Origin of the sequence: Agrobacterium sp. SOY23 (assembly GCF_027212525.1) — a bacterium.
Classification (GTDB): Bacteria; Pseudomonadota; Alphaproteobacteria; order Rhizobiales; family Rhizobiaceae; genus Agrobacterium; species Agrobacterium tumefaciens_I.
In genome coordinates this window covers 90,507-113,194 of record NZ_JAPWDT010000006.1, presented here as the reverse complement: position 1 = coordinate 113,194, position 22,688 = coordinate 90,507, and the positions used below count along the sequence as shown (strand labels likewise).

19 protein-coding genes are annotated in these 22,688 nt (G+C 60.5%); 3 read left to right on the top strand and 16 right to left on the bottom strand.

Translation table 11 applies throughout. The features are described 5' to 3' along the window. Positions 1-22: 22 nt before the first annotated feature. The 4 genes from O3S81_RS17935 to O3S81_RS17920 all read right to left on the bottom strand — a co-directional run bounded on the left by O3S81_RS17935 (position 23) and on the right by O3S81_RS17920 (position 5,804). The gene (locus tag O3S81_RS17935) at positions 23-1,336 is read right to left on the bottom strand and encodes an ABC transporter substrate-binding protein (protein WP_269345336.1); all 1,314 of its coding nucleotides are present in this window, start codon (positions 1,334-1,336) and stop codon (positions 23-25) included. 144 nt (positions 1,337-1,480) lie between these two features. Continuing rightward, positions 1,481-2,434 (bottom strand): sugar-binding transcriptional regulator, encoded by a 954-nt coding sequence (locus tag O3S81_RS17930; RefSeq protein ID WP_269345333.1) that lies wholly within the window; start codon positions 2,432-2,434, stop codon positions 1,481-1,483. Between the two features lie 307 nt (positions 2,435-2,741). Further along, on the bottom strand, positions 2,742-4,592 hold the full coding sequence (locus O3S81_RS17925) for an ABC transporter ATP-binding protein (protein WP_269345331.1): 1,851 nt from the start codon (positions 4,590-4,592) through the stop codon (positions 2,742-2,744). 48 nt (positions 4,593-4,640) lie between these two features. Further along, positions 4,641-5,804, bottom strand: a complete 1,164-nt coding sequence (locus O3S81_RS17920) for a M20 aminoacylase family protein (RefSeq protein WP_269345329.1) — start codon at positions 5,802-5,804, stop codon at positions 4,641-4,643. A 306-nt stretch (positions 5,805-6,110) separates the two neighbouring features. Between O3S81_RS17920 and O3S81_RS17915 the strand changes: the two genes are divergently transcribed. The 3 genes from O3S81_RS17915 (at position 6,111) to O3S81_RS17905 (ending at position 9,882) form a co-directional block, all read left to right on the top strand. Further along, entirely contained in the window at positions 6,111-7,820 is a 1,710-nt protein-coding gene (locus O3S81_RS17915; RefSeq protein ID WP_269345327.1) for a peptide ABC transporter substrate-binding protein, read from the top strand. 138 nt (positions 7,821-7,958) lie between these two features. Then, positions 7,959-8,969, top strand: coding sequence for an ABC transporter permease (locus tag O3S81_RS17910; protein WP_269345325.1), 1,011 nt, complete (start codon positions 7,959-7,961; stop codon positions 8,967-8,969). Further along, positions 8,962-9,882: an ABC transporter permease gene (locus O3S81_RS17905; RefSeq protein ID WP_269345324.1), complete on the top strand. Its 921-nt coding sequence runs from the start codon at positions 8,962-8,964 to the stop codon at positions 9,880-9,882. Before O3S81_RS17910 ends, O3S81_RS17905 begins: the two co-directional genes overlap by 8 nt. Positions 9,883-9,978: 96 nt before the next feature. Here O3S81_RS17905 and O3S81_RS17900 read toward each other — a convergent pair whose 3' ends face one another. The 12 genes from O3S81_RS17900 to O3S81_RS17845 all read right to left on the bottom strand — a co-directional run bounded on the left by O3S81_RS17900 (position 9,979) and on the right by O3S81_RS17845 (position 22,645). Next, a complete protein-coding gene (locus O3S81_RS17900; RefSeq protein WP_269345321.1) occupies positions 9,979-10,329 on the bottom strand; it encodes a ribbon-helix-helix domain-containing protein in 351 nt (116 codons plus the stop codon). A gap of 71 nt (positions 10,330-10,400) precedes the next feature. Further along, a complete protein-coding gene (locus O3S81_RS17895) occupies positions 10,401-10,967 on the bottom strand; it encodes a DJ-1/PfpI family protein (protein WP_269345320.1) in 567 nt (188 codons plus the stop codon). A 97-nt stretch (positions 10,968-11,064) separates the two neighbouring features. Then, a complete protein-coding gene (locus tag O3S81_RS17890) occupies positions 11,065-12,462 on the bottom strand; it encodes an amidase (protein WP_269345319.1) in 1,398 nt (465 codons plus the stop codon). A 53-nt stretch (positions 12,463-12,515) separates the two neighbouring features. Continuing rightward, positions 12,516-13,337, bottom strand: coding sequence for an ABC transporter permease (locus tag O3S81_RS17885; protein WP_269345316.1), 822 nt, complete (start codon positions 13,335-13,337; stop codon positions 12,516-12,518). After that, positions 13,334-14,284 carry an ABC transporter permease gene (locus O3S81_RS17880; protein WP_269345314.1) on the bottom strand — a complete coding sequence of 317 codons (951 nt, stop codon included), beginning with the start codon at positions 14,282-14,284 and terminating at the stop codon, positions 13,334-13,336. Before O3S81_RS17880 ends, O3S81_RS17885 begins: the two co-directional genes overlap by 4 nt. Positions 14,285-14,477: 193 nt before the next feature. Then, positions 14,478-16,013, bottom strand: coding sequence for an ABC transporter substrate-binding protein (locus O3S81_RS17875; RefSeq protein WP_269345312.1), 1,536 nt, complete (start codon positions 16,011-16,013; stop codon positions 14,478-14,480). 209 nt (positions 16,014-16,222) lie between these two features. Beyond that, positions 16,223-17,125 carry a LysR family transcriptional regulator gene (locus O3S81_RS17870; RefSeq protein ID WP_269345310.1) on the bottom strand — a complete coding sequence of 301 codons (903 nt, stop codon included), beginning with the start codon at positions 17,123-17,125 and terminating at the stop codon, positions 16,223-16,225. A gap of 285 nt (positions 17,126-17,410) precedes the next feature. Beyond that, positions 17,411-18,160: an ABC transporter ATP-binding protein gene (locus O3S81_RS17865; RefSeq protein WP_269345308.1), complete on the bottom strand. Its 750-nt coding sequence runs from the start codon at positions 18,158-18,160 to the stop codon at positions 17,411-17,413. Then, positions 18,157-18,993, bottom strand: coding sequence for an ABC transporter ATP-binding protein (locus tag O3S81_RS17860; protein ID WP_269345306.1), 837 nt, complete (start codon positions 18,991-18,993; stop codon positions 18,157-18,159). Before O3S81_RS17860 ends, O3S81_RS17865 begins: the two co-directional genes overlap by 4 nt. Beyond that, complete coding sequence (locus O3S81_RS17855; RefSeq protein ID WP_269345304.1) at positions 18,990-19,922, bottom strand: ABC transporter permease; 933 nt, start codon at positions 19,920-19,922, stop codon at positions 18,990-18,992. The genes O3S81_RS17860 and O3S81_RS17855 overlap by 4 nt, the downstream gene beginning before the upstream one ends. Continuing rightward, on the bottom strand, positions 19,919-20,986 hold the full coding sequence (locus O3S81_RS17850; protein WP_269345302.1) for an ABC transporter permease: 1,068 nt from the start codon (positions 20,984-20,986) through the stop codon (positions 19,919-19,921). The genes O3S81_RS17855 and O3S81_RS17850 overlap by 4 nt, the downstream gene beginning before the upstream one ends. 18 nt (positions 20,987-21,004) lie before the next feature. Then, positions 21,005-22,645 carry an ABC transporter substrate-binding protein gene (locus O3S81_RS17845; protein ID WP_269345300.1) on the bottom strand — a complete coding sequence of 547 codons (1,641 nt, stop codon included), beginning with the start codon at positions 22,643-22,645 and terminating at the stop codon, positions 21,005-21,007. Positions 22,646-22,688: the final 43 nt, after the last annotated feature.

Sequence of the window (22,688 nt, the reverse complement as noted above, 5' to 3'; positions counted from 1 at the left end):
CGGGCAGCGATCTTCGGGAGGATTACTTGATGTAACCGGCGCGGGTCATTTCACGCGTCGCGGTCGACTGGGCGCCCGCAAGCGCATCATCGACACTGGACTGGCCGGCAACCACCGCCGAGAACAGCTGACCGACCGTGGTGCCGAGCGCCTGGAATTCAGGGATCGCCACGAACTGACCACCGGTATAAGGCACCGGCTTTACAGTCGGCTTGGTGATGTCGGCGGCATCCATGGCGGCAAGCGTCGGCTTGGCGAAGGCGGCTGCCTTTTCATAGTCGGCATTCTTGTAAAGCGAGGTGCGGGTGCCCGGAGGCACGTTTGCCCAGCCTTCCTTGGAAGCGACAAGCGCGGTATAGTCCTTGCTGGTTGCCCAGGAAATGAACTTTTCAGCCGCTTCCGACTTCTGCGAGCTCTTCGGGATCGCGAGGTTCCACGACCACAGCCAGTTGCCGTGGTTCTTCAGCTCGCCATGGGTCGGGAAGATAGCGTAACCGACCTTGTCGGCAACGGTGGAATCCTTCGGGTTGGAGACGAAGGAAGCAGCTACCGTGGCGTCGATCCACATGCCGCACTTGCCCTGCTGGAACAGCGTCAGGTTTTCGTTGAAACCGTTGGAGGAAGCACCGGACGGGCCGGCATCCTTCATCAGATCGACATAAAACTGCAGCGAGCTTTTCCATTCCGGCTGGTCGAACTGCGGCTTCCAGTTTTCATCGAACCAGCGGCCACCGAAGGAATTGGTGAGCGCGCTGATGAAGGCCATGTTCTCGCCCCAGCCGGCCTTGCCGCGCAGGCAGATGCCGTTGATATCCGCCTTGCGGTCGGTGATCTTGCGGGCGGCATCGCCGATGAATTCCCAGGTCGGGCTATCCGGCATCTTCAGGCCGGCTTTTTCGAACAGGTCCTTGCGGTACATGATCATGGCGGATTCGCCATAGAACGGCGCCGCATAAAGCTTGCCTTCCATGGAAAGACCGCCGCGGATCGCCGGCAGCAGATCGTCGACGTCATATTTGTCGCCGAGCTTTTCGAGCGGCAGCAGCCAGCCCTGCTTGGCCCAGATCGGCACTTCGTAATTGCCGATGGTCATGATGTCATATTGGCCGCCATTGGTGGCGATATCGGTCGTCACGCGCTCACGCAGGACGTTTTCTTCGAGCGTCACCCATTCGACCTTGATGTCGGGGTTCTTGGCGGTGAAGTCGGAGGTCAGACCCTGCATGCGGATCATGTCACCGTTGTTCACGGTCGCGATCGTCAGCGTCTCGGCGGAAGCAAGGGTCGAAAAGGCGAGTGCCGAGCATGCGCCCAGCAAAATGGTCTTCAATGTCATATCTTCCTCCCAGAAGAAAAATGATGAGCATTCGCTTTGCTCTAGGGCATTTACTCACCTCATAAGCAAAAAAGTCAAGCGACATCCTGTGCTGCGGCGCACATGGAAAAATCAACCATCTGATTTTATTGATTTAATTTTTGCTCAGTGTGTGAGCAAATATTCGCTCGTCGCTTCGTCGGTGATGAGACCGTTCAGCAGACCACCTCTCAGCGCCGCCAGAATCGAAGCATTCTTGCGGGTGCCCTGCGCCATGCCGATGACCGTGCAGGTCTCCCGTGACGGAATAGGAACGGAGGCGACGCGCTCGTTGACGGAGTGCTCGAGAATGCGGCCATCGGCATCATACATCCAGCCGCAAATCTCGCCGACCGCGCCGCTGGCCATCAGGGCCTTCATCTCATCCACGCCGAGGAAACCATCAACGCAGAGCGGCGCGTTTTCGCCGAGTTCACCGACACCGACGAAGGTGACATCGGCGGCGGCCCCCAGCGCCAGCGTGGAGCGCACCATGGACTGGTCGTGCAGCAGTTCCCGCTCCTCGGCCGATGAGCAGAGCACCGGCAGCGGCATCGGGAAATGCCGCGCCTTGATGGCATCGGCCATGCTGAAGATGACGTTGTAATAGGCGGCCGATCCATCCGGCCCGATATTGCCGGTCAGCGACACGATACGGTGTTGCGGGCATTCCATCGGCGGCAGCTGATCCACAGCAGCCTTCAAGGTGCGGCCGGTGCCGATAGCAAGCACGATTGGATCGGCGTTTTTCAGCCAGCGCTCGATTTCCGCCGCCCCGGCTTCGGCAATGCCGACCGTGGAGGAGACGCCGGCCGGATCGCTCGGCACCACCTCGATATATTTGAGATCGAATTTTTCCTTCAGCCGTTCGGCTTTTTCCAGACAGGCGGCGATGGGGTGATCGAGCCGCACCTTGATCAGCCGCTCGGCGACGGCCAGCGACACGAGCCGCTGCGCCGACTGCCGGGAAATGCCCATGGTGGCGGCGATCTCATCCTGCGTGCGGCCGGCGACATAATAAAGCCAGCCGGCACGGGCCGCATCGTCCAGCCGTCCATGTGCGTCGTTTCGTCTGGCCATGCCGCTGCCCTTTGAGAATTATGCCTGCGCATTTGCTGGCATTTTTTTGCGCCGGCTGTCAAACGGGGAGCATGCGAAAGCGAGCGTTTGGCCGACTGAAAACCATCTGGCACGACGGTGCGGCGCGTTTCTTCTCCCCGCCGGGGAGAAGGTGGCCCGAGTGTCGGATGAGGGGGAAACGCCAGCGGTAGATCGAGAGCTTGCCCCCTCATCCCGCTGCCGCGACCTTCTCCCCGGCGGAGAGAAGAAATGCGCGGCAACCACTCGCTCCCTTACCAGCGGTCAACCCGAAGCCGCCACCATTCGATCACGCAGCTTCCTGCACCAGATGCCCTGCCGAAACCTCGCGGTAATGCCGCTGCGGCGGCACATAGTCCACCGGGCGGATCGGGCTTTTGATCTCGTCCGTCGCCATGTTGCGCCGGATCTGCCGCCGCGCCGGGTCCGGCACAGGAACGGCCGACATCAGCTTTTTCGTATAGGGATGCTGCGGATTGTCGAAGACGGCGGCACGCGGGCCGATCTCCACGATCTCGCCAAGATACATCACGGCGACACGATGGCTGACGCGTTCCACCACCGCCATGTCATGGGAAATGAACAGGAAGGCGAGGTTGAGGCTCTGCTGCAGGTCCAGCAGCAGGTTGCAGACCTGCGCCTTGATGGAGACATCGAGCGCCGAGACCGCCTCATCGGCGACGATCACCTTGGGATCGAGCATCAGCGAGCGGGCAATGGCGATACGCTGGCGCTGGCCGCCGGAAAACTCATGCGGGAAACGTTTCATCATGTCCGGGTTGAGACCGACCTTTTCAAGGAGGTCCGCCGCCTTGTCGCGCGCCTGCTGCTTGGCTCCGAGGCGGTGTTCGATAAAGGGTTCCATGATCGCCGTGCCGATGCTCATGCGCGGATCGAGCGACGCGAAGGGGTCCTGAAAGATCATCTGCACGCTGCGGCGCATGGTGCGCAACGTCGTCCGGTCGAGTTTCAGCACCTCGTAACCATCCAGCGTGACATTGCCCGATGTGGGCTCGATCAACCGGGTGATCGACCGACCCGTGGTCGACTTGCCGCAGCCAGATTCGCCGACCAACGACAGGGTTTCACCCTCCGCCAGATCGAAGGAGACCTTCTCCACCGCATGCACGGCGCCGGATTTGCGGCCGAACAGGCCGGAACGGATATCGAAACGTGTCGTCAGGTCCTTGACCGACAGAATGGGCGTCTTGCCGCCGGACACCGTGTCCTTCGTCTCCACCACCGGCTGGCTCTCACCGGTCTTGATATCGATGATCGGGAAACGGGCAGGCAGCACCCGAGACCGCATCGAGCCGAGCTTCGGCACCGCTGAAAGCAGCGCCCGTGTGTAAGGATGGTGGCCGCGGTGGAAGATATCATCGGTCGTGCCGGTTTCCACCACATCGCCGCGGAACATGACGATGGTGCGATCCGACACCTCCGCCACCACGCCCATATCATGGGTGATGAACAAGACCGACATGCCCTCCTCTTCCTGCAATTGCTTGATGAGGTCGAGTATCTGGCCCTGAATTGTGACGTCGAGCGCCGTCGTCGGCTCGTCGGCAATCAGCAGTTTCGGCCTGGAGGCAAGCGCCATGGCGATCATCACGCGCTGGCGCATGCCGCCCGAGAACTGATGCGGATAATCGTCGAAACGGTTCTTCGCATTGGGAATGCGGACCTTTTCCAAGAGGCGGATGACCTCAGCGCGCGCGGCGGAAGAGGAAATATCCTGATGCACGGTAAGTGCTTCGGCGATCTGCTTGCCGATCGGGAAGATCGGGTTGAGGCTGGTCATCGGCTCCTGGAAGATCATCGAAATGTCCTTGCCACGAACCTTGCGCATCTCCTCTTCCGGCAGCGCCAGCAGATCGCGCCCGCCGAGCATGACCTTGCCTTCGATGCGGCTCGTCTTTTTATCAAGCAGCCGCATGATGGACAGCGACGTCACGCTCTTGCCCGAGCCGCTTTCACCAACGATCGCCACCGTTTCACGCGGCGCGATCTCGAAACTCATGTTGCGGACGACGGATTTCCAGCCGCCATCGACGCGGAAGGAGGTGGTGAGATTCTGAACCGACAGAACCGGGCTTACCGAACCGCCGGTCTGTTCCATGGATGTTGCCGCCAAAAGCATGCCGATCTCCTGAAAAGCAGAAGGCGGCCACGCGGGCCGCCGGATGTCTTATGCAGCAAGTGCGGTTTCGGCCATCGAAACCCAGTAGCTGATGCCGTATGGCAGCGCGTCATCGTTGAAATCGTAAGCCGCATTGTGCAGCCCGGCCGTATCGCCGTTACCGATGAAGATGAAGGCGCCGGGGCGCGCTTCCAGCATGTAGGAAAAATCCTCCGCCCCCATATGCGGGTTGGGATTGGTGTTGACGGCGTTCGCACCCGCCACGCCCATGGCTACGCCGGTCGCGAATTCGGTCTCGTCGCTGTGGTTGAAGGTGACGGGATAACCGCGATCATATTTCACCTCGGCCGTCGCGCCATGCGCCATGGCGGTGGCTGTCGCTACTTCCTTCAGGCGCTTTTCGGCGAAATCGCGGGTTTCCGGCAGAAGCGTGCGCACCGTGCCCGTCAGCGTCACGGAACCGGGAATGACGTTGGAGGCCGTGCCGCCATGGGTAGTGGCCACGGTGACGACCAGCGATTTCAACGGGTCCGTCTCGCGCGAGACGATGGATTGCAGGGCGATGATGATATAGGCCGAGGTCAGAACCGGATCGACGGAAAGATGCGGCGCGGCCGCGTGGCTGCCCTTGCCGGTAATCGTGATTTCGAAAGCATCCGCCGCCGCCATGGTGGAACCCTTGCGGATGGCGAACTGCCCGACCGGGATACCCGGCTCGTTATGCATGCCATAGACCTGCGAAATGCCGAATTTCTCCATCATGCCGTCATTCAGCATGGCGAGAGCGCCTGCCCCGCCCTCTTCGGCCGGCTGGAAGATGACCGCGACGGAACCCTTGAAATTGCGGGACTCGGCCAGATATTGCGCCGCGCCCAGAAGCATGGCGGTGTGCCCGTCGTGACCGCAGGAATGGGCCTTGCCCGGTGTCTTCGAAGACCAAGGCTTGCCGCTGGTCTCGAGGATCGGCAGGGCGTCCATGTCGGAGCGGAAACCGATGGTCGGGCCGTCCCCGTGCCGGCCCTTGATGATGCCCACCACGCCGGTCTTGCCGATACCGGTCTCCACCACGTCGCAGCCGAAGGATTTCAGTTTCTCGGCCACGAATTTCGATGTTTCGAAGACATCATAGAGCAGTTCCGGGTGCTCGTGCAGGTGACGCCTCCAGCCGGCCACGTCTTCCTGCATTTCAGCCACACGGTTCAATATCGGCATTCTCTTTTTCCCTTTTTTTGTTCCCCGCCGGGTTGTCGGAAAACATATTGCGTTTGGAATTTCTCCTTTTGCAAGCAGGAAATTCTCTACATGGGCGAAAAATAGGCCCAAAACTGAATGGCTCAAATTTTGTTCACAAAAGCGACATTGGGACTTGCTTTTAAAAAAAACTGACAATAGCATCATCGGGAATGATGGAATATTCATTAGCAAAGTCAAACACTTAGAATAAAAGACCTTGCATTTGACGACGGGAAAAGCGTCAAACATTCGAATAGATAAAATCCAAAAAAGGGGAAAACCACGATGAAGAAGCGCAGCGTTCTCTTTGCCAGCACGGTGGCGGCGATGGCTTTCGCAGGCTCTGCCGCCCATGCCGAGCGTGGCAGTGACGGCGAATTGAAAATCCTGTTCTGGCAGGCTGTATCGACACTCAACCCTTATCTTTCGGGTGGCACGAAAGAGATCTACAGCTCGTCCATGGTGATCGAACCGCTGGCGCGCTACGACGAAAAGGGCGAGCTGGTGCCGATGCTGGTCACCGAGATTCCGACGGTCGACAATGGCGGCGTCGCGAAGGATCTGCTCAGCATGACGTGGAAGCTGAAAAGCGACGTCAAATGGTCAGACGGCACGCCCTTCACCGCCGAAGACGTGATTTTCTCGTGGAAATATTGCACCGCTCCGGATGGCGGCTGCGCGCAGGCGGCACAATATGAAGGCGTGAAGAATGTCGAGGCCATCGACGCCCACACCGTCAAGGTCAGCTTCACCGAACCGAAACCCTACCCCTATTCCGCCTTCGTCGGAGCGCAATCGCCCGTCATCCAGAAGAAGCAGTTCGAAAAATGCGTCGGCGCCGCCGCACCCGGCTGCACATCCGCCAATTTCGGCCCCATCGGCACCGGCCCCTTCGTGGTCAAGGATTTCAAGCCGAATGATGTCATCAGCTTCGTCGCCAACCCCAATTACCGCGATCCGGCCAAGCCCGCCTTTGCCACCGCGACGCTGAAGGGCGGCGGCGACGCCGCTTCCGCCGCGCGCGCCGTGCTGGAAACCGGCGAATTCGATTACGCCTGGAACATGCAGGTGGAGCCGGAAATCCTGGCCACCATGGTGGCTGCCGGCAAGGGCAAGCTGGAAACCGCCTTCGGCACGCAGGTCGAGCGTATCAATCTCAACTGGTACAATGCCGATCCTTCTCTGGGCGACAAGCGCTCCACCAAAGAGGGCGGCCCGCACCCTGCCCTTTCCGACCCCGCCGTGCGCCGGGCGCTCTCACTCGCCATCGACCGCGACGTGATCGATGAGGCCGGTTACGGTGAAGCCGGCAAACCGACCTGCAACATCGTGCCGGCGCCGGAAGCCGTCGCCTCCACCAAGAATGACAGCTGGTGCCTGAAGCAGGATGTGGATGGCGCAAACAAGCTGCTGGACGATGCCGGCTGGGTGAAAGGCGCCGACGGCATTCGCGCCAAGAATGGCGTGAAACTCTCCTTCCTTTACCAGACCTCCACCAATTCGGTTCGCCAGGCCACGCAGGAACTGGTGAAGGACATGTGGTCGCAGATCGGCGTTGCCTCCGAACTGCGCAATGTCAGCGCCTCGGTCTTCTTCGGCGGTGACCCTGCCAGCCCGGACACCTTCCAGAAGTTCTATGCCGATGTCGAAATGTACACCAACAATTTCGACGGCACCGACCCGGAGAAATATCTGGCGGAATGGCTGTGCGACAAGATCCCCGCCCCTCAAAACGGCTGGCAGGGCCAGAATATTCCGCGTTATTGCAACCCGGAATTTGACAAGCTGGTGGGCGAACTCTCCAAGACCGCCGAGCTTACCAAGCGCGCGGAGATTTCCAAGCAGCTCAATGACATGCTGACGGAGGAAGGCGCGCATATTCCGCTCATCCACCGCGGCAGTGTCTCCTCGCATTCGCTGACGCTGGAAGGCGTTCGCATGAATGCCTGGGATTCCGAACTCTGGAACGTCGCGGACTGGTCCCGCAAGAAATAACACGCAGATGTGCCGGCTTCCCAGGGGGAGCCGGCCTTTTGCATGCCCTGGACCATGATCTGAAGACACATTGGCCGCGTCCCTGCGAAAACACTCCCGATTTTCGCCCTGCCGCGCTCTGGGTCTGGAGAGTTTCAGATGTTTACCTTTACGCTCCGGCGGCTTGCCTTTGCCGTACCGACGTTGCTCGTCATCAGCTTCGTCATCTTCGCGCTGCTCGATCTCGCGCCCAACGACCCGACCGGCGATCTGCCGCTCACCATTCCGCCCGAGGTGCGCGAACAGATCCGCGCCTCGCTTGGCCTCGACCAGCCCTTCTTCGTCCGTTACCTGATGTGGCTGCAGCAATTCTTCATCAACGAGCCGCTGAACCTCTTTGAAAAGCTGACCGGCTGGCAGATCGGCGATGGCAGCCGCATGCGGGTGCTCTCCTGGGCGACACGCAGCCCGGTGGTCGATCTCGTCATCCAGCGCATGCCGCAGACGCTTTGGGTGGTAGGCCTTGCCTATCTGTTCGGCGCGCTGCTGGCGATCCCGATCGGTGTCATCTCCGCCTACAAGCAATATTCGATCTTCGACCAGATCGGCACCTTCGTTTCCATGGTCGGTTATTCGGTGCCGACCTTCTTCACCGGCGTGCTGCTGGTCGTCATCTTCAGCTCCTATCTGCAATGGTTCCCTTCCGTTTACGACACCAATCTGCAGGTCAGGGACTGGGCAAGTTTCGTGGCGCAGGTGAAGCAGATGTTCCTGCCGGTGCTGGTGCTGACGCTCTACAACGTCTCGCAGATCAGCCGCTTCGTGCGCGCCTCCATGCTCGACAATCTGCATCAGGATTATGTGCGCACGGCGCGCGCCAAGGGCGTGAAGGAAAAATCCGTGCTGCTCGTGCATGTGCTGCGCAACAGCCTGATCCCGGTCGTGACCGTCATTGCGCTCGGCGTGCCGACGATCTTTTCCGGCGCCATCATCACCGAGCAGATTTTCCGCGTGAACGGGCTTGGCCAATTGCTGATCACCGCCGTTCAGGGTGCGGATATTCCGCTGGTGCAGACGCTGACCTTCATTTTCGCGGTGCTGATCGTGCTCTTCAACCTGATTGCCGACGTGCTGTACGGCATTCTCGACCCGAGGATCCGCTATGACTGACGCCACCATCGCAGCGCCGACGGTTGCTCCCTCGCCCACGCAATCCGCCCTTGCCGATATCTGGAAACAGTTCCGCGTTCACAAGGGCGGCGTGGCGGGGCTCTTCGTCTTCGCCTTCATCCTGCTTGCGGTCTATGTCGGCCCCTATATCCACACCGTGGCACCCAACGCCATCAACGTGAAGGCGCGCAACCAGTGGCCGTCGCTGGCCCATCCCTTCGGCACCGACAATCTCGGCAAGGACATGCTGGCACTGGTTCTGGCGGGTGGGCGCATCTCGCTTGCCGTCGGCATTACCGCCATGCTGCTGGCGCTGTTTCTCGGCACGCTGGTGGGGGTGCTATCAGGTTATTTCCGAAATCTGGACGGCCCGCTGATGCGGCTCACCGACCTGTTCCTGGCCCTGCCGCTCCTGCCGCTGCTGCTCGTCATCCTGATGCTGTTTCGCGATACGCTGCGCGCAGCCTTCGGGCCGGAAACCGGCATCTTCATCCTGATCGTCTTCGTGATCGGGATAACCAGCTGGATGCATACCGCCCGTATCGTGCGCGGCGATGTGCTGACGATCAAAAGCCAGGAATTCATCATGGCGGCGAAATCGAGCGGCATGCGCGAATATCGCATCATTATCAGGCACATCCTGCCGAATGTTCTGAGTTCGATCATGGTATCCGCCACGCTCGGCATCGCCGCCGCCATCATCACGGAATCGGCGCTCTCCTTCCTAGGCCTCGGCTTCCCCTCCGACTTTCCGACCTGGGGACGGCTGCTCTTCGATGGCGCCAACTTCCTGCAATTGACGCCATCGCGCGTGCTGTGGCCGGGGCTGGCGATTTCACTGACGGTTCTGAGCGTCAACTATATCGGCGATGCCGTGCGTGATGCGCTCGACCCAAGGGCGTTGAAGAGCTGAGGAGACGGCCGATCGGAGGGTGATGATAAGACGTAAGAACTCTCCACGTCATCCTCGGGCTTTTCCCGAGGATGACGTGGAGCATACGGTGACTAGTTAGTGGTAATTCGCCTTCTCCGCATCGAGAATGCTGTCCGCATCCAGTGCCGCAATCGGAATATCTGTCCGCGCCGGAATATCGCCGGAAAGCTGAAGCGCGAGATAACGCCCGCAGCAGACCCGCAGGAACGAGGTGAAGTTGCCGAGATCATGCCCGGCATCGATCGATTCATTATAAAGCTTGGCGATGAGCTGGACACTGTTCATGCCATCGCGCCGCGCGATCTCATCCAGTGTCGTCCAGAAGAAGTTTTCAAGCCGCACGCTCGTGACCATGCCATCGATCCTGAGCGACCGGGTATGGCTTTCCCAAAGCGTCGGGTCTGCCTTGATGAAGAGCTTGCACATGGTTTCCTCCCTCACCACGCTCAAAAACATAAGCGGAAAACGGGGCCGGAAAAAGCCCCGTTTTGCCGGTCTTATTTGCCGAGCACCGCCATGAATTGCGAAAGCCAGGCCGGATGCGCCGGCCATGCGGGCGCCGTCACCAGCTTGCCGTCGGTAACGGCGGCATCGATGGCGATATCGGCATAGGTGCCGCCCGCCTGTTCCACTTCCGGGCGGCAGGCGGGATAGGCCGAGCAGGTGCGGCCCTTCAGGACACCGGCCGCCGCCAGCAATTGCGCGCCATGGCAGACGGCCGCGACAGGCTTGTCAGCCTCGAAGAAATGTTTCACGGCAGCGAGCACATCCGCATTGAGCCGCAGATATTCCGGCGCACGCCCGCCCGGAATGACCAGCGCATCGTAATCCGCAACCTTGATATCGGCGAAGGTGGCGTTGAGCGCGAAATTATGGCCGCGCTTTTCAGAATAGGTCTGGTCACCCTCGAAATCATGGATTGCCGTGGCAATCGTCTGGCCCGCTTTCTTGCCAGGGCAGACGGCATGGACCGTATGGCCGACCGCAAGCAGGGTCTGGAACGGCACCATGGTCTCATAATCCTCGGCGAAATCGCCGGCGATCATCAAAATCTTCTTCGGCATGTTTGCTCCTCCCGTTTTTAAATGCCTGCAGGCACTCTAGCAGTGTGGGGCAAAGCACGGGTATTATCGCTATACTACAAGGCCGATAATGGCGGGATTAGCGGCCCTGCGGCGGCTCCGGCCAGCGCCGCACACCGCCGCCCCATGCCTCAAAGGCTCTGGAAAGCTTCAGCACGAACAGATCCTCATAACGCGGACCGACGATCTGCAAGCCAATCGGCATTCCCGATCTAGAGAAGCCGCAATTGATCGAGGATGCCGGCTGTTCCGACATGTTCCACGGCACGGTAAACGCGATATGTTCGAAGGGTCGTTCGGGATCATTGGTGGGCGAAGCCCAGTCGGCAGGATAGGAGACGATGGGGTTGACGGGTGAAATAACAACATCAACAGACTGCATCAACCGACTGCAAACTTTACGCATTTCCATGGTCTGATTGAAACCGAAAACGGCACGCGCACCGGAAACATCCGCGCCTTTCTGCGCCCAGTCGTGAATATAGGGAAGGATCGCCGCGCGGCGCTCGGCGCTCAGCGCCGCCATATCGCCCCAGAATTTCGCGCGCCAGAAATCGTCCAGCCCATCCAGCATCTCCCGTGTCAGCACCGGCTCGACCGGGATGATGATGGCGCCCGCCGCTTCGAACAGTTTAGCGGCGGAAAGCACGGCATCGCGCACCTCTTCATCCAGCGGCAGGCCGCAGCCGGCATCCAGCATCAGGCCGATTTTCAGGCCCTTCACATCGATGTCGAGATCCATCCAGTCGATGGTGTTGGGTGGCAGCGATGTGCCATCGCGCCAGTCCGGGCGCGAAAGCGTCGCCATCGCATAGGCCGCGTCGGCGACGGTGCGGGTCATCGGCCCGGCGCAGCGGCCGGTATAATAGGGATCGACCGGAATGCGGCCCTGGCTCGGCTTGAAACCGAAGAGCCCGGTCCACCCGGCCGGCAGCCGCACAGAGCCACCAATATCCGTGCCGATATGCAGCGTGCCATAACCCGCAGCGCCCGCCGAAGCCGCCCCGGCGCTGGAGCCGCCGGGGTTCTGGGTGGGGTCCCACGGGTTGCGGCTGAGCTTGTGGAAGCTGGAAAGGCCGGAGGAGAGCATGCCGTAATCCGGGCAGGTCGTCTTGGCGTAGAGGATCGCCCCGTCTTCCCGGCAACGGGCGGCGACCGGCGCATCATCGAGAGCCGGAACCAGTTCCACCGCCTTTGTGCCGAGCGGCACGGGATGGCCTTTGGTGGCGATGAGTTCCTTTAACGATACCGGAAGCCCATCGAGAGCACCGAGCGTTTCGCCTCTATACCAGCGCTGCGTCGAAGCCTCTGCCTGCCTGCGGGCATCTTCCGGGTCATAGGCATAAAGCGCATTCACCGTCGGTTCGAAAGCCTCGATCCGCGCCTCCACCGCCTGCCAATATTCCGAGGGCGAAAGCTTCCTTTCCCGATAAAGCGCCAGGATTTCGAGCGTGTTGAGGTCTATGAGATCGGTCATGGCATCGTCTCGTCACAAAAACAGGAAATAGGGGCAATATCGGCTTGAAGCGGTCAGCTGGTATCGCGCGGGTCCAGCAGATCACGCAGGCCATCACCGAGAAGGTTGAGGCCGAAGACGGCGAGCGCAATGGCAAGGCCCGGCATGATGGCAAGCCAGGGGGCCGCGCCGAGATAGGTCTGGGCATCCGCCAGCATCCGTCCCCAGGTGGCGGCGGGTGGCGGCATGCCGAGACCGAGGAAGGAAAGGCCAGCCTCCGTCAATATCGCAAGACCGAGCTGGATCGTCACCTGCACGATGATCTGGTTGGAAATATTCGGCACGATATGGAAAAGCGTGATCTTGGCCCGGTTCTGGCCGATGCTGGTGGCGGCGGTGATATATTCCCGCGCCCAGATTTGTAAGGCCGCCCCCAGCGTCAGCCGGGCAAAGACCGGCACCATGAAGGTGGCGATGGCGATGATGGCGGTGAAACGCCCCGTGCCGATGAATGCGCCGAGCATCATGGCTGACAGGATCGGCGGCACGGCGAAGATGATGTCGCAGATGCGCATGACCACGGTTTCAGTAAAGCCGCGCAGGGCTGCGACCGCAACACCGATCGCCGTGCCGATAAAGGCGCCGATGGCGACGGCGGCAATGGCGGTGGAGAGCGAATTCCACGCACCGGCCATCAGCATGGAAAGCACATCGCGGCCGAAATGATCCGTACCGAGGCCGCCATAAACGAAAGGCGATTTCAGTTTCTGCACGATCTGCATCTTGGTCGGCGAAACCGGCGTCCAGACCAGCGACAAAAGGGCGACGGCGACGAGAAAGGTGGTGACGGCGATGCCGACGACGAAGGCCGGGCGGCGGCGGAGCAATCGCATCATCGTGCACCTGCCCGCAATCTCGGATCGATGAAGAGATAGGCGATATCGACCACGAAATTCATGATGATAACCAGCGCCGAGAAGAACAGCACGACGGATTGCATCACCACGATATCCCGCTGCGTCAGTGCCTGATAGGCAAGCCGCCCGAGACCCGGCAGGTTGAAGACATTTTCTACCAGCACAGCACCGGCGATGAGGAAGGTGAATTGCAGGCCGATCATGGTGACGACGGGGATCATCGCGTTCGGCACCGCATGCCGCCACAGCGCCACCCGCTCGCTCAAGCCCTTGGCGCGGGCGGTACGCACGAAATCCTCATTCATCACCTCCAGCACGGCGGAGCGGCAGACGCGGGTGAGAACGCCGGCCTGCGACAGCGCGAGCGCGATTGCCGGCAGCACCAGCGCCGTGAGAGCGGCCGAAAAGCTCGGTGCCCAGCCGGGAAACCCGCCGGCCGGCATCCAGCCGAGCGTGGTGGAAAACACGATGATGAGCAGCAGCCCGACCCAGAAACCCGGCACGGCGATGCCCACATGGGAAAACAGCCCGGCCGCAAAATCCAGCGCCCCGTTGCGGTTCTTCGCCGCCGCGACGCCGAGCGGAATGGCAATAGTGACGGACAGGCAGATGGCAAGCAGCGCAAGCGGCAGGGTGACGGCCAGCCGTTCGATGATCAGCCCCGCCACCGGCACGCCATAGGTATAGGATTGCCCGAGATCACCCCGGAAGACCCCGGCAAGCCAGTGGAGGTAACGCAGCGGCAAGGGCTGGTCGAGACCCATCTGCTTTTGCAGGGCGGCCAGCGTATCCGGGCTTGCCGAAGTGCCGAGCATGATGGCGGCCGGATCCCCCGGCAGCAGGCCCATGACCAGATAGATGATGAGGGAGACGGCAAACAGCGTGATGACGAGGCTTACGAGACGCCGGATGAGGACGGCTAACATCTGGCATCTTCTCCTTGCGTGGTTCTGTTTGCTTTGGCGTCCGCCACTCTCGTCCCCGTCATTCCGGCCTTGAGCCGGAATCCAGCCGTCGCGCGTCTGCGCGGCGAAAAGAGCCTTTTCAGCCCAAGGACTTGGGCTGGACTGGATGCCGGATCAAGCCCGGCATGACGGAGGAAACGGCGACTGGCAAATCCTATTCTTCCCAATGCACATCCGTCAGCACATTCGAAGGAATAGGCTCGTTTTCCCACAGCCCCTTCACCTTCCTGTCCCAGACGCCAAGCTTCGGCATCACGAAAAGGAACAGCGCCGGCACATCTTCGGCAAGGATTTTCTGGGCCTCGCCATAGAGCTTTTCCTGCTCAGCCGCATCCGCCGTCTTTTCGACATTGGCGATGACCTCGTTGAAGGCAGGGTTCTTGTAGTTGAAATAATAGGGATCACGGGAGTAGATATCGATATCCATCGGCTCCGCATGGGCAACGATGGTCATGTCGTAATCCGCTCCCTTCAAAACATCCGCCACCCATTTGGCAGGGAATTCGGTGGTTTCGATGGTCATGGTCACGCCGATCTCGGCCAGCATCGCCTGCAGGATTTGCGAGGTGCGCTGGGCATAGGCCATTTGCGGGGCCTTGATGGTGAAGCTGAAACCATCGGCATATCCCGCTTCCGCAAGCAGCGCCTTGGCCTTGTCGATATCGAAGGCATGCACGCCTGTCGTGTCGATATAACCGCGATCGTTCGGGGTATAGTGACTGCCGATGGCTGTGCCGAAACCGGACCAGGCGCCTTCAATGACAGTGCCGCGATCCACCGCCATCATCAGCGCCTGGCGCACGCGCTTGTCGCTGAAGGGTTTGCGGGCATTGTTCATGCCGGCCACGACCTTCAATTCGGTATTGCCGACGAAGGTGCCGAGGCGCTTGTCGCCGTCAAAGGAGGTCATCAGTTCCGGCGCACCGAATTCCGGGAAGGCATCGATATCGCCGGATTTCAGCGCCGCCGCCTGCGCCTGCGGATCGGCGACGAAACGGAAAGTCGCCTTGTCGAGCTTCACCGCCACGGCCTTGTCCCAATAGGCGGCGTTCTTCTCGAGTTCCACCTTGTCGCCCTTCGCCCAGTTGACGAATTTGAACGGGCCGGTGCCGATGGGGGTCGTGCGGTTACCCTCGGCACTCTTCGGCGCGACCATGACGGAGGCCGGCCAGCCGAGCCAGTAGATGAGGCTGCCGGCGGGCTGCTTCAGCTTCAGCACCAGCGTATCCGCATCCGGCGTCTCGATGCTGTCGATTGCCGCGAAGAAGCGCTTCTGCGGGTTGACGGAAGCTTCTCCGCGCGCACGGTCCAGCGAGAATTTCGCGACAGAGGAATCGAACGCCTCACCATCATGGAAGGTAACACCCTTGCGCAGCTTGAAGGTATAGCTCTTGCCATCAGACGAAATTTCCCAGCTTTCGGCAAGCTGTGGTTTCACCTTGCCCTTGCTGTCGATGGTAACGAGACCTTCGAAAATATTCTGCCAGGTGACCTGACCGATGGCGACGGGGGCGGCAATGGTCGGGTCGAGACCGGTCGGCTCCACCGTCATGCCAAGCGTCAGGGCGGTTTTCGGCGCGGCTCGCGCCTCAGCAATCGAAAGCGGCAGCCAGAGCGCCGTGCCTAGTGCAAGCGTCAGCGCGGTACGGCGCGAAAGCTTTGCCGCCTGCGAAAGATAAATGCGTGGCATCCTTAGTCCCCTGTCTGGCGGCCGGGGCATTTTTGCCCTTCCAAAGACCACCCGTTGCAAAAAGAGTGTCATGTTGCAGGCGCACACACAATCTCCGTTTTTGTGTGCTCCGTGTAGCTGAAATGGCTACACGGAATTGCGGGTGGAAATCAACCTTGGTGGGTAATTCTCCAGGCTGGCCTATTCCTCTCCACGGCGGGCATAAGAAACTAGCCCGCTGTCGCCTCGCGCATGAAACGCTCGATGAAATCGGCAAGCTTGGACGCCGCGAAAGAAAGCTGCCGGTCGGGCGCGACGCAGAGATCGATCTGGGTATGAATGCCCTTCTTGCCGGAAAGCGGAATGGCGACCATCTGGCCGCTGCGGATTTCCCGCGCCACCGAAAGCGCCGGCAGCAGCGTGGCGGCAGCATGGCCGAGCACCAGCTCCTTCAGCATTTCCAGCGAACTGGTGATGAAAACGGGATCGAGCTCGATGCCGGCATCGGCAAACAGCGCATCGAAGGCCTGACGCGCGGCAAAACTCTTGTCCGGCAGGGCAAGCGGCAAGCCGGCCAGTTCCTTCAGCGAGACTTCCGGCTGGGCGGCAAGCGCGTGGCCAGCGGGGAAGATGACATCATAGCTGATACGGGTGCGCGAGCGCACCTTCACACCCGAGAGTTTCGGCGCAAACAGGCTGACGACCAGATCGGCCTCCGCCGCGCCCAGCGCCTCCATCGCCTGCCGGGCGCTGGTAATATGCACCTCGAAACGCAGCTTCGGGTATTTCAGGCTGAACTGCGCCAGCACCGGCGCGAGAAGGTTCGCGACCGTCGCGCCATTGGCATAGACCGTGACCCGGCCGCGTTGCAGGCCTTTCAGATCATCGATCAGCTGGTGCACATGATCGAGCTCGCGTAGCGTCTTGCCCGCGCGGGCGGCGAGCAACTCGCCTGCCGCCGTCAGCTTCACGCCGCGGCTGGATCGTTCCACCAGTGGTGAGCCGAAATAATATTCGAGGTTCTCGATCTGCCGGCTTACCGCCGTCGGCGCGACATTCAGGTTTTCCGCAGCGGCGCGCATGGAATTGGTGCGGACGAGTTCGTCGAAATACATCAAGGCGCGCAATTGCATGGGGTGGAAACCTTGTTCGGGTGGGCCGGTGTGGGGGCCAGCATATCACTACCGCTTAACGAGCAAAGACCGGACATTCAATGTCTTGAACCTCAGCCGAGAGCATTGCAATCGCATGTGGAATGAGCGCTCGCGGCTTGTTTCTTCTCCCCGCCGGGGAGAAGGTCGCGGTAGCGGGATGAGGGGGCGACGCCAGAGATATTCGGAGAGCTGGCCCCCTCATCTACCCCGTTCGTGGCATCTTCTCCCCCTCGGGGAGAAGAAAGGGAGGCAACGTCTTACCAATCAAGCGCGCTTGAAACCCTCGCTCGCCACCAGCAGCTGCCTTGTATAGTCAGCGCTGAACTCGCGGCTTTCCAGCGCCTCGGCCTCCAGCATTTCCACCACCTTGCCGCTTTTCATCACTGCCAGGCGGTCGCACATGTGGCTGATGACGCCGAGATCGTGGCTGACCATGACGAAGGTGAGATTGCGGTCCTTGCGGGCCTGTTCCAGCAGGTTGAGGATTTCCGCCTGGATGGAAGCATCGAGCGCCGAGGTCGGCTCATCAAGCAGCAGGATTTTCGGCTCGACGATCAACGCGCGGGCAATGGCGATGCGCTGGCGCTGGCCGCCGGAAAGCTGGTGCGAATAACGGAAACGGAAACCGGAACCGAGGCCCACCTCGTCCAGAGCGCGGGCAATGCGCTGCTCGCGATTGTCGAGACCGTGGATGACGAGTGGCTCGAGCAGCAGCGCATCCACCGTCTGGCGCGGGTGAAGCGAACCATAGGGGTCCTGAAACACCATCTGCACATCGCTGTAGAAGCTCTTGTCCCGGCGCTTGCCGGAATAGGAGCGCCCGGCCACCATCAATGAGCCTTCATCGAAATGGTTGAGGCCGGCAACGGCGCGCAGCAGGGTCGATTTGCCGGAACCGGATTCGCCGACGATGCCGAAGGATTCGCCCTCGGCCACATCGATGCTGACGCTGTCGAGCGCGATATAACCGTCGAAATCCACCACCATGTCGCGGACGGAAAGAACTGTGCTCATGCGCGCCACTCCGGCTTGCGTTCCAGAACGGGCAAAGGATGGCGATGGCCGCCGATCTCCGGCAGGCAGTTCAACAGGCCTTGCGTATAGGGGTGTTTCGCTTCCTTCAGATTGGCGGAAGCAAGCTCCTCCACCACCTTGCCGGCATACATGACGAGAACACGGTCACAGAAGGAGGAGACGAGCCTGAGATCATGGCTGACAAAGATCAGCCCCATGCCACGGTCGCGCACCAGCTTGTCGAGAATATCGAGCACTTCCAGCTGGACCGTCACGTCGAGCGCCGAGGTCGGTTCGTCGGCGATCAGCAGCTCCGGGCCGCAGACCAGCATCATGGCGATCATGACACGCTGGCCCATGCCGCCGGAAACCTCGTGCGGATAAAGATCGAAGACGCGCTCGGGATCACGGATCTGCACGGCTTCGAGCATCGCAAGCGTGCGCTGGCGCGCCTCGCTTGAGCCGATCTTTTCATGGGTCCGCAGGGTTTCCATGATCTGGCGGCCGATGGTCATCACCGGGTTCAGCGAATATTTCGGGTCCTGCAGGATCATCGCCATGCGCTTGCCGCGCATGATCCGCCGCTCTTTTGCCGAAGCCTTGAGCAGATCGATATCACCGAAGCGCAGGGCGCCGGCCTCAATGCGCGCGCTTTTCGGGGTCAGCCCCATGATGGCACGGCCGGTCTGCGACTTGCCGGAGCCGGATTCCCCGACAATGCCGAGACGCTCGCGGCCGAGCGTGAAGGACACGCCGCGTACCGCCTCCACCAGCCCGGTACGGGTGGGGAAGGACACGCGGAGATTCTGGACAGTCAGAAGCGGCGCGCTCATTGGCCCGCCTCCTTGGGATCCAGCGCGTCGCGCAGGCCGTCACCCAGCAGGTTGAAACCGAGGCTGACGATGAGGATCGCTACGCCCGGCATGGCTGCAACCCACCATTGGTCAAGGATAAAACGACGGCCCGAAGCGATCATCGCTCCCCATTCCGGCAGCGGCGGCTGTGCGCCGAGGCCGAGGAAGCCGAGGCCGGCAGCGGTGAGGATGATGCCCGCCATATCCAGCGTCACACGCACTATGAGCGATGACAGGCAGAGCGGCATGACGTGTTTCAAGACGATGCGGAACGGCGACGCCCCCATGAGCTTCACCGCCGCGATGAAATCGGAATTGCGGAAGGTCATGGTTTCGGCACGCGCGATGCGCGCATAGGGCGGCCATGAGGTGAGCGCGATGGCGAGCACCGCGTTCTCGATGCCCGGCCCGAGTGCGGCGACGAGCGCCAGCGCCAGAACGAGCTTCGGAAAGGCAAGGAAGATATCGGTGATGCGCATCAACACCGCATCCACCCAGCCGCCGGCATAACCGGAAACCGTGCCGACGATGAGGCCGACGGGCGCCGCGATGATGGCGACCAAGAGCACGACGAACAGCGTCAGCCGCGAGCCGTGGATGAGGCGCGAGAGAATGTCACGCCCCTGATCGTCGGTGCCGAGCAGGTAACCTTCCGTGCCGGGCGGCAAAAGCCGGGCATTGCGCAGGTCACCCTGCACCGGATTATGCGGCGCCAGCACATCGGCAAACAGCGCAACGAACAGCAGCGCGATGATGATGCCAAGGCCAAGCAGCGCCAGCCGGTTTTCTGAAAACCGCCGCCAGATGACATAGGCGCGGCCAAGGCGCGCCTGCTTGCGCGAGGCCGGCCGGTCGGAAAGCAGCCATTCGCGGCTATAGGGTTTGATCGTATCTGTCGACATCGTCATCGGCTGCGCGTCCTTGGATCGAGCGTCCGGTAAAGCAGATCGGAGAAGAGATTGATGCCGACGAAGATGGCGCCGATCACGATCGTGCCGCCGAGAACGGCATTCATATCCGCATTCTGCAGGGAATTGGTGATGTAAAGGCCGAGCCCCGGCCAGGCGAAGATGGTTTCGGTCAACACCGAACCTTCCAGCAGACCGGCATAGGACAGCGCAATCACGGTCACCAGCGGCACGGCGGCGTTGCGCAACGCGTGGAACCAGATGATGCGGGTTTCCGAAAGCCCCTTGGCGCGGGCCGCGACGATATATTCCTGGGCGAGCTCGTTCAGCATGAAGGAACGCGTCATGCGGCTGATATAGGCCAGCGAGAAATAACCGAGCAGAGAGGCCGGCAGGATGATGTGGCGGAAGAGATCCCACAACACGTCCCATTGCCGCTGCCAGATCGCGTCAATCAGGAAAAAGCCCGTGACCGGCGTGAAGGTGAATTCATAAACGATATCCATGCGGCCGGGATAAGCCACCCATTGCAGCCGGGCGTAAAACACCAGCAGCGCGAGCAGGCCGAGCCAGAAGATCGGCACGGAATAACCGATGAGGCCGATGACACGCACCACCTGATCGGCAAAGCTGCCGCGTTTCACGGCAGCGAGAACGCCGAGCGGAATGCCGAAGACGGCGCCGATGATCGTGCCGATCGTGGCAAGCTCGATCGTCGCCGGAAACACCCGTTTGATATCCTCCATCACCGGATTGGTGGTGAGGACGGAGGTGCCGAAATCACCCGAAAGCGCCTGCTTCAGGTAAAGGAAAAACTGCTGCCAGAGCGGCAGGTTGAGGCCGAGCTGCTCACGCACCCGCTCGACCACATGTGCAGGCGCACGGTCGCCGACGATCGCCAGTGCGGGATCGATCGGTACGACGCGGCCGATGAAAAATGTGACCGCCATCAGACCCAGAAAGGTGGTGATGACGGTGACGGCGAAGCCGAGAACGGCTTTCACGCGGGCATTGGCACGGCGTTTGCCGTGCCTCGCCTTGCTATTGGTTTCAACCATGCTCAAGAGATCAATCCTTCCGGATCATTCCTTGGAGATGGTGTAAACGTAGTTGGTGTCGAAGCTCGGGCCGAGCTTCAGGCCCTTGAGCTTGGCGGAATAACCGGCAACTTCTGTCTGCTGGAAGATGATGACGAAGGGACCTTTCGCCAGAACTTCCTTCTGCAGGTTCTGATAGATCGCCGCGCGCTTGGCGCTGTCCTTCTCCAGCAGAGCCGATTGGGTTTCCTTGGTCAGATCAGGAACGTCCCAGGCATTACGCCAGGCGAGCGTCTTGTTCTTGCCCTCATCGGAATTGTCGTAGTTGATGGTGAAGGTTTCCGCATTCGAGTTCGGGTCGAAATAGTCCGAACCCCACTGACCGATGTAGATATCGTGGGTGCGGGCGCGATATTTGGTCAGGGTTTGCTTGCCGTCACCCGGAATGATTTCCAGCTTGATGCCGGCCTGCGCCAGCGTCTGCTGCACGCTTTCGGCAATACCGGTCACCGGCTGCGTATTGCGCACATCCATGGTCACGGTGAAGCCGTCCTTCAGGCCGGCCTTGGCGAGAAGTTCCTTCGCCTTGGCGACGTCGAGCTTGTAGGGGTTCTCATCAAGCGCGCCAAGCTGGCCCTTCGGCAGGAAGGTCTGGTGGATTTCGCCGATGCCCTTGATGATCGTCGCGCCGATCGCGTCGTAGTCGACCAGATATTTCAGGGCTTCAACGACTTCCGGCTTCTTCAGGTTCTCGTTTTTCTGGTTGAGGCTGAAATAATAAACGGTGCCCTTGGGCGCAGATGTGACGGCAAGGCCTTCCTTCTTGGACACCGCTTCCATGTCGCCCGGCTCGAGGTTACGGGCAACGTCGATATCGCCGTTCTCAAGCGCCAGGCGCTGGCCCGAGCTTTCCTTCATGTGGCGATAGACGACGCGCTTCAGTTTCGGCTTTTCGCCATAATAATTCGGGTTGGCTTCGAGGATCACCGCCTCGTTGGCCTTCCAGCCGAGGATCTTGTAAGGGCCGGAACCGGCATAACCCGTCTTCAGGAATTCATTGCCGAAATCCGTGTCGTATTTGTAATCGGCGCTTGGCGTAACCGACTTCGCCTTTTCGGTGATGAACTTCTTGTCGACCACCGAAGCGACGGTCGCGGTCAGCACGTTCAGCACGAAGCTCGGCGCGTATGGCTTGTCGACCGTCAGGACGAAGGTGTTTGCATCGGTCGCTTTGGCTTTTTCAGTGACGTTGTCGCCCTTGAGGCCGAACTGCGTCAAAAGGAATGCCGGCGACTTGTCGAGCTTGACGGCGCGCTCGAAGGAGAAGGCCACATCATCAGCGGTGACCGGATTGCCGGAAGCGAATTTCAGGCCGGATTTCAGCTTGAACGTATAGGTGAGACCATCATCAGAGGTCGTCCAGCTCTCGGCCAGATCGCCGATCACCTTGGATGTGTCGTTCAAATCGATGGAAACGAGCTTGCTGTAGGTGTTGCCGGTAACTTCGGCGGCAGACAGTTCGAATGCCTCACCCGGATCGAGCGTGATGATGTCGTCGATGGCGAAACCTTCGACCAGCGTATCGGCCGGCGTGGCCGCAAAAGCGTGCGGCGCAGACAGCATCATCAGCGACAGAGCGGCGCTGGTGCTGAGAATACGCATGGATTTGTTGAGCGATTTGATCATAGGATCTCCCCTTTTGTTATGAGATTGATTTGGTTCGCTTAAA

Bases quoted from the DNA above. Each gene is read 5' to 3' on its own strand.
- O3S81_RS17885 (WP_269345316.1), bottom strand. From the start codon at position 13,337: ATGATGCGATTGCTCCGCCGCCGCCCGGCCTTCGTCGTCGGCATCGCC.
- O3S81_RS17905 (WP_269345324.1), top strand. From the start codon at position 8,962: ATGACTGACGCCACCATCGCAGCGCCGACGGTTGCTCCCTCGCCCACG.
- O3S81_RS17895 (WP_269345320.1), bottom strand. From the start codon at position 10,967: ATGCCGAAGAAGATTTTGATGATCGCCGGCGATTTCGCCGAGGATTAT.
- O3S81_RS17870 (WP_269345310.1), bottom strand. From the start codon at position 17,125: ATGCAATTGCGCGCCTTGATGTATTTCGACGAACTCGTCCGCACCAAT.
- O3S81_RS17845 (WP_269345300.1), bottom strand. From the start codon at position 22,645: ATGATCAAATCGCTCAACAAATCCATGCGTATTCTCAGCACCAGCGCC.
- O3S81_RS17935 (WP_269345336.1), bottom strand. From the start codon at position 1,336: ATGACATTGAAGACCATTTTGCTGGGCGCATGCTCGGCACTCGCCTTT.
- O3S81_RS17875 (WP_269345312.1), bottom strand. From the start codon at position 16,013: ATGCCACGCATTTATCTTTCGCAGGCGGCAAAGCTTTCGCGCCGTACC.
- O3S81_RS17930 (WP_269345333.1), bottom strand. From the start codon at position 2,434: ATGGCCAGACGAAACGACGCACATGGACGGCTGGACGATGCGGCCCGT.
- O3S81_RS17855 (WP_269345304.1), bottom strand. From the start codon at position 19,922: ATGACGATGTCGACAGATACGATCAAACCCTATAGCCGCGAATGGCTG.
- O3S81_RS17880 (WP_269345314.1), bottom strand. From the start codon at position 14,284: ATGTTAGCCGTCCTCATCCGGCGTCTCGTAAGCCTCGTCATCACGCTG.
- O3S81_RS17900 (WP_269345321.1), bottom strand. From the start codon at position 10,329: ATGTGCAAGCTCTTCATCAAGGCAGACCCGACGCTTTGGGAAAGCCAT.
- O3S81_RS17910 (WP_269345325.1), top strand. From the start codon at position 7,959: ATGTTTACCTTTACGCTCCGGCGGCTTGCCTTTGCCGTACCGACGTTG.
- O3S81_RS17890 (WP_269345319.1), bottom strand. From the start codon at position 12,462: ATGACCGATCTCATAGACCTCAACACGCTCGAAATCCTGGCGCTTTAT.
- O3S81_RS17865 (WP_269345308.1), bottom strand. From the start codon at position 18,160: ATGAGCACAGTTCTTTCCGTCCGCGACATGGTGGTGGATTTCGACGGT.
- O3S81_RS17915 (WP_269345327.1), top strand. From the start codon at position 6,111: ATGAAGAAGCGCAGCGTTCTCTTTGCCAGCACGGTGGCGGCGATGGCT.
- O3S81_RS17920 (WP_269345329.1), bottom strand. From the start codon at position 5,804: ATGCCGATATTGAACCGTGTGGCTGAAATGCAGGAAGACGTGGCCGGC.
- O3S81_RS17860 (WP_269345306.1), bottom strand. From the start codon at position 18,993: ATGAGCGCGCCGCTTCTGACTGTCCAGAATCTCCGCGTGTCCTTCCCC.
- O3S81_RS17925 (WP_269345331.1), bottom strand. From the start codon at position 4,592: ATGCTTTTGGCGGCAACATCCATGGAACAGACCGGCGGTTCGGTAAGC.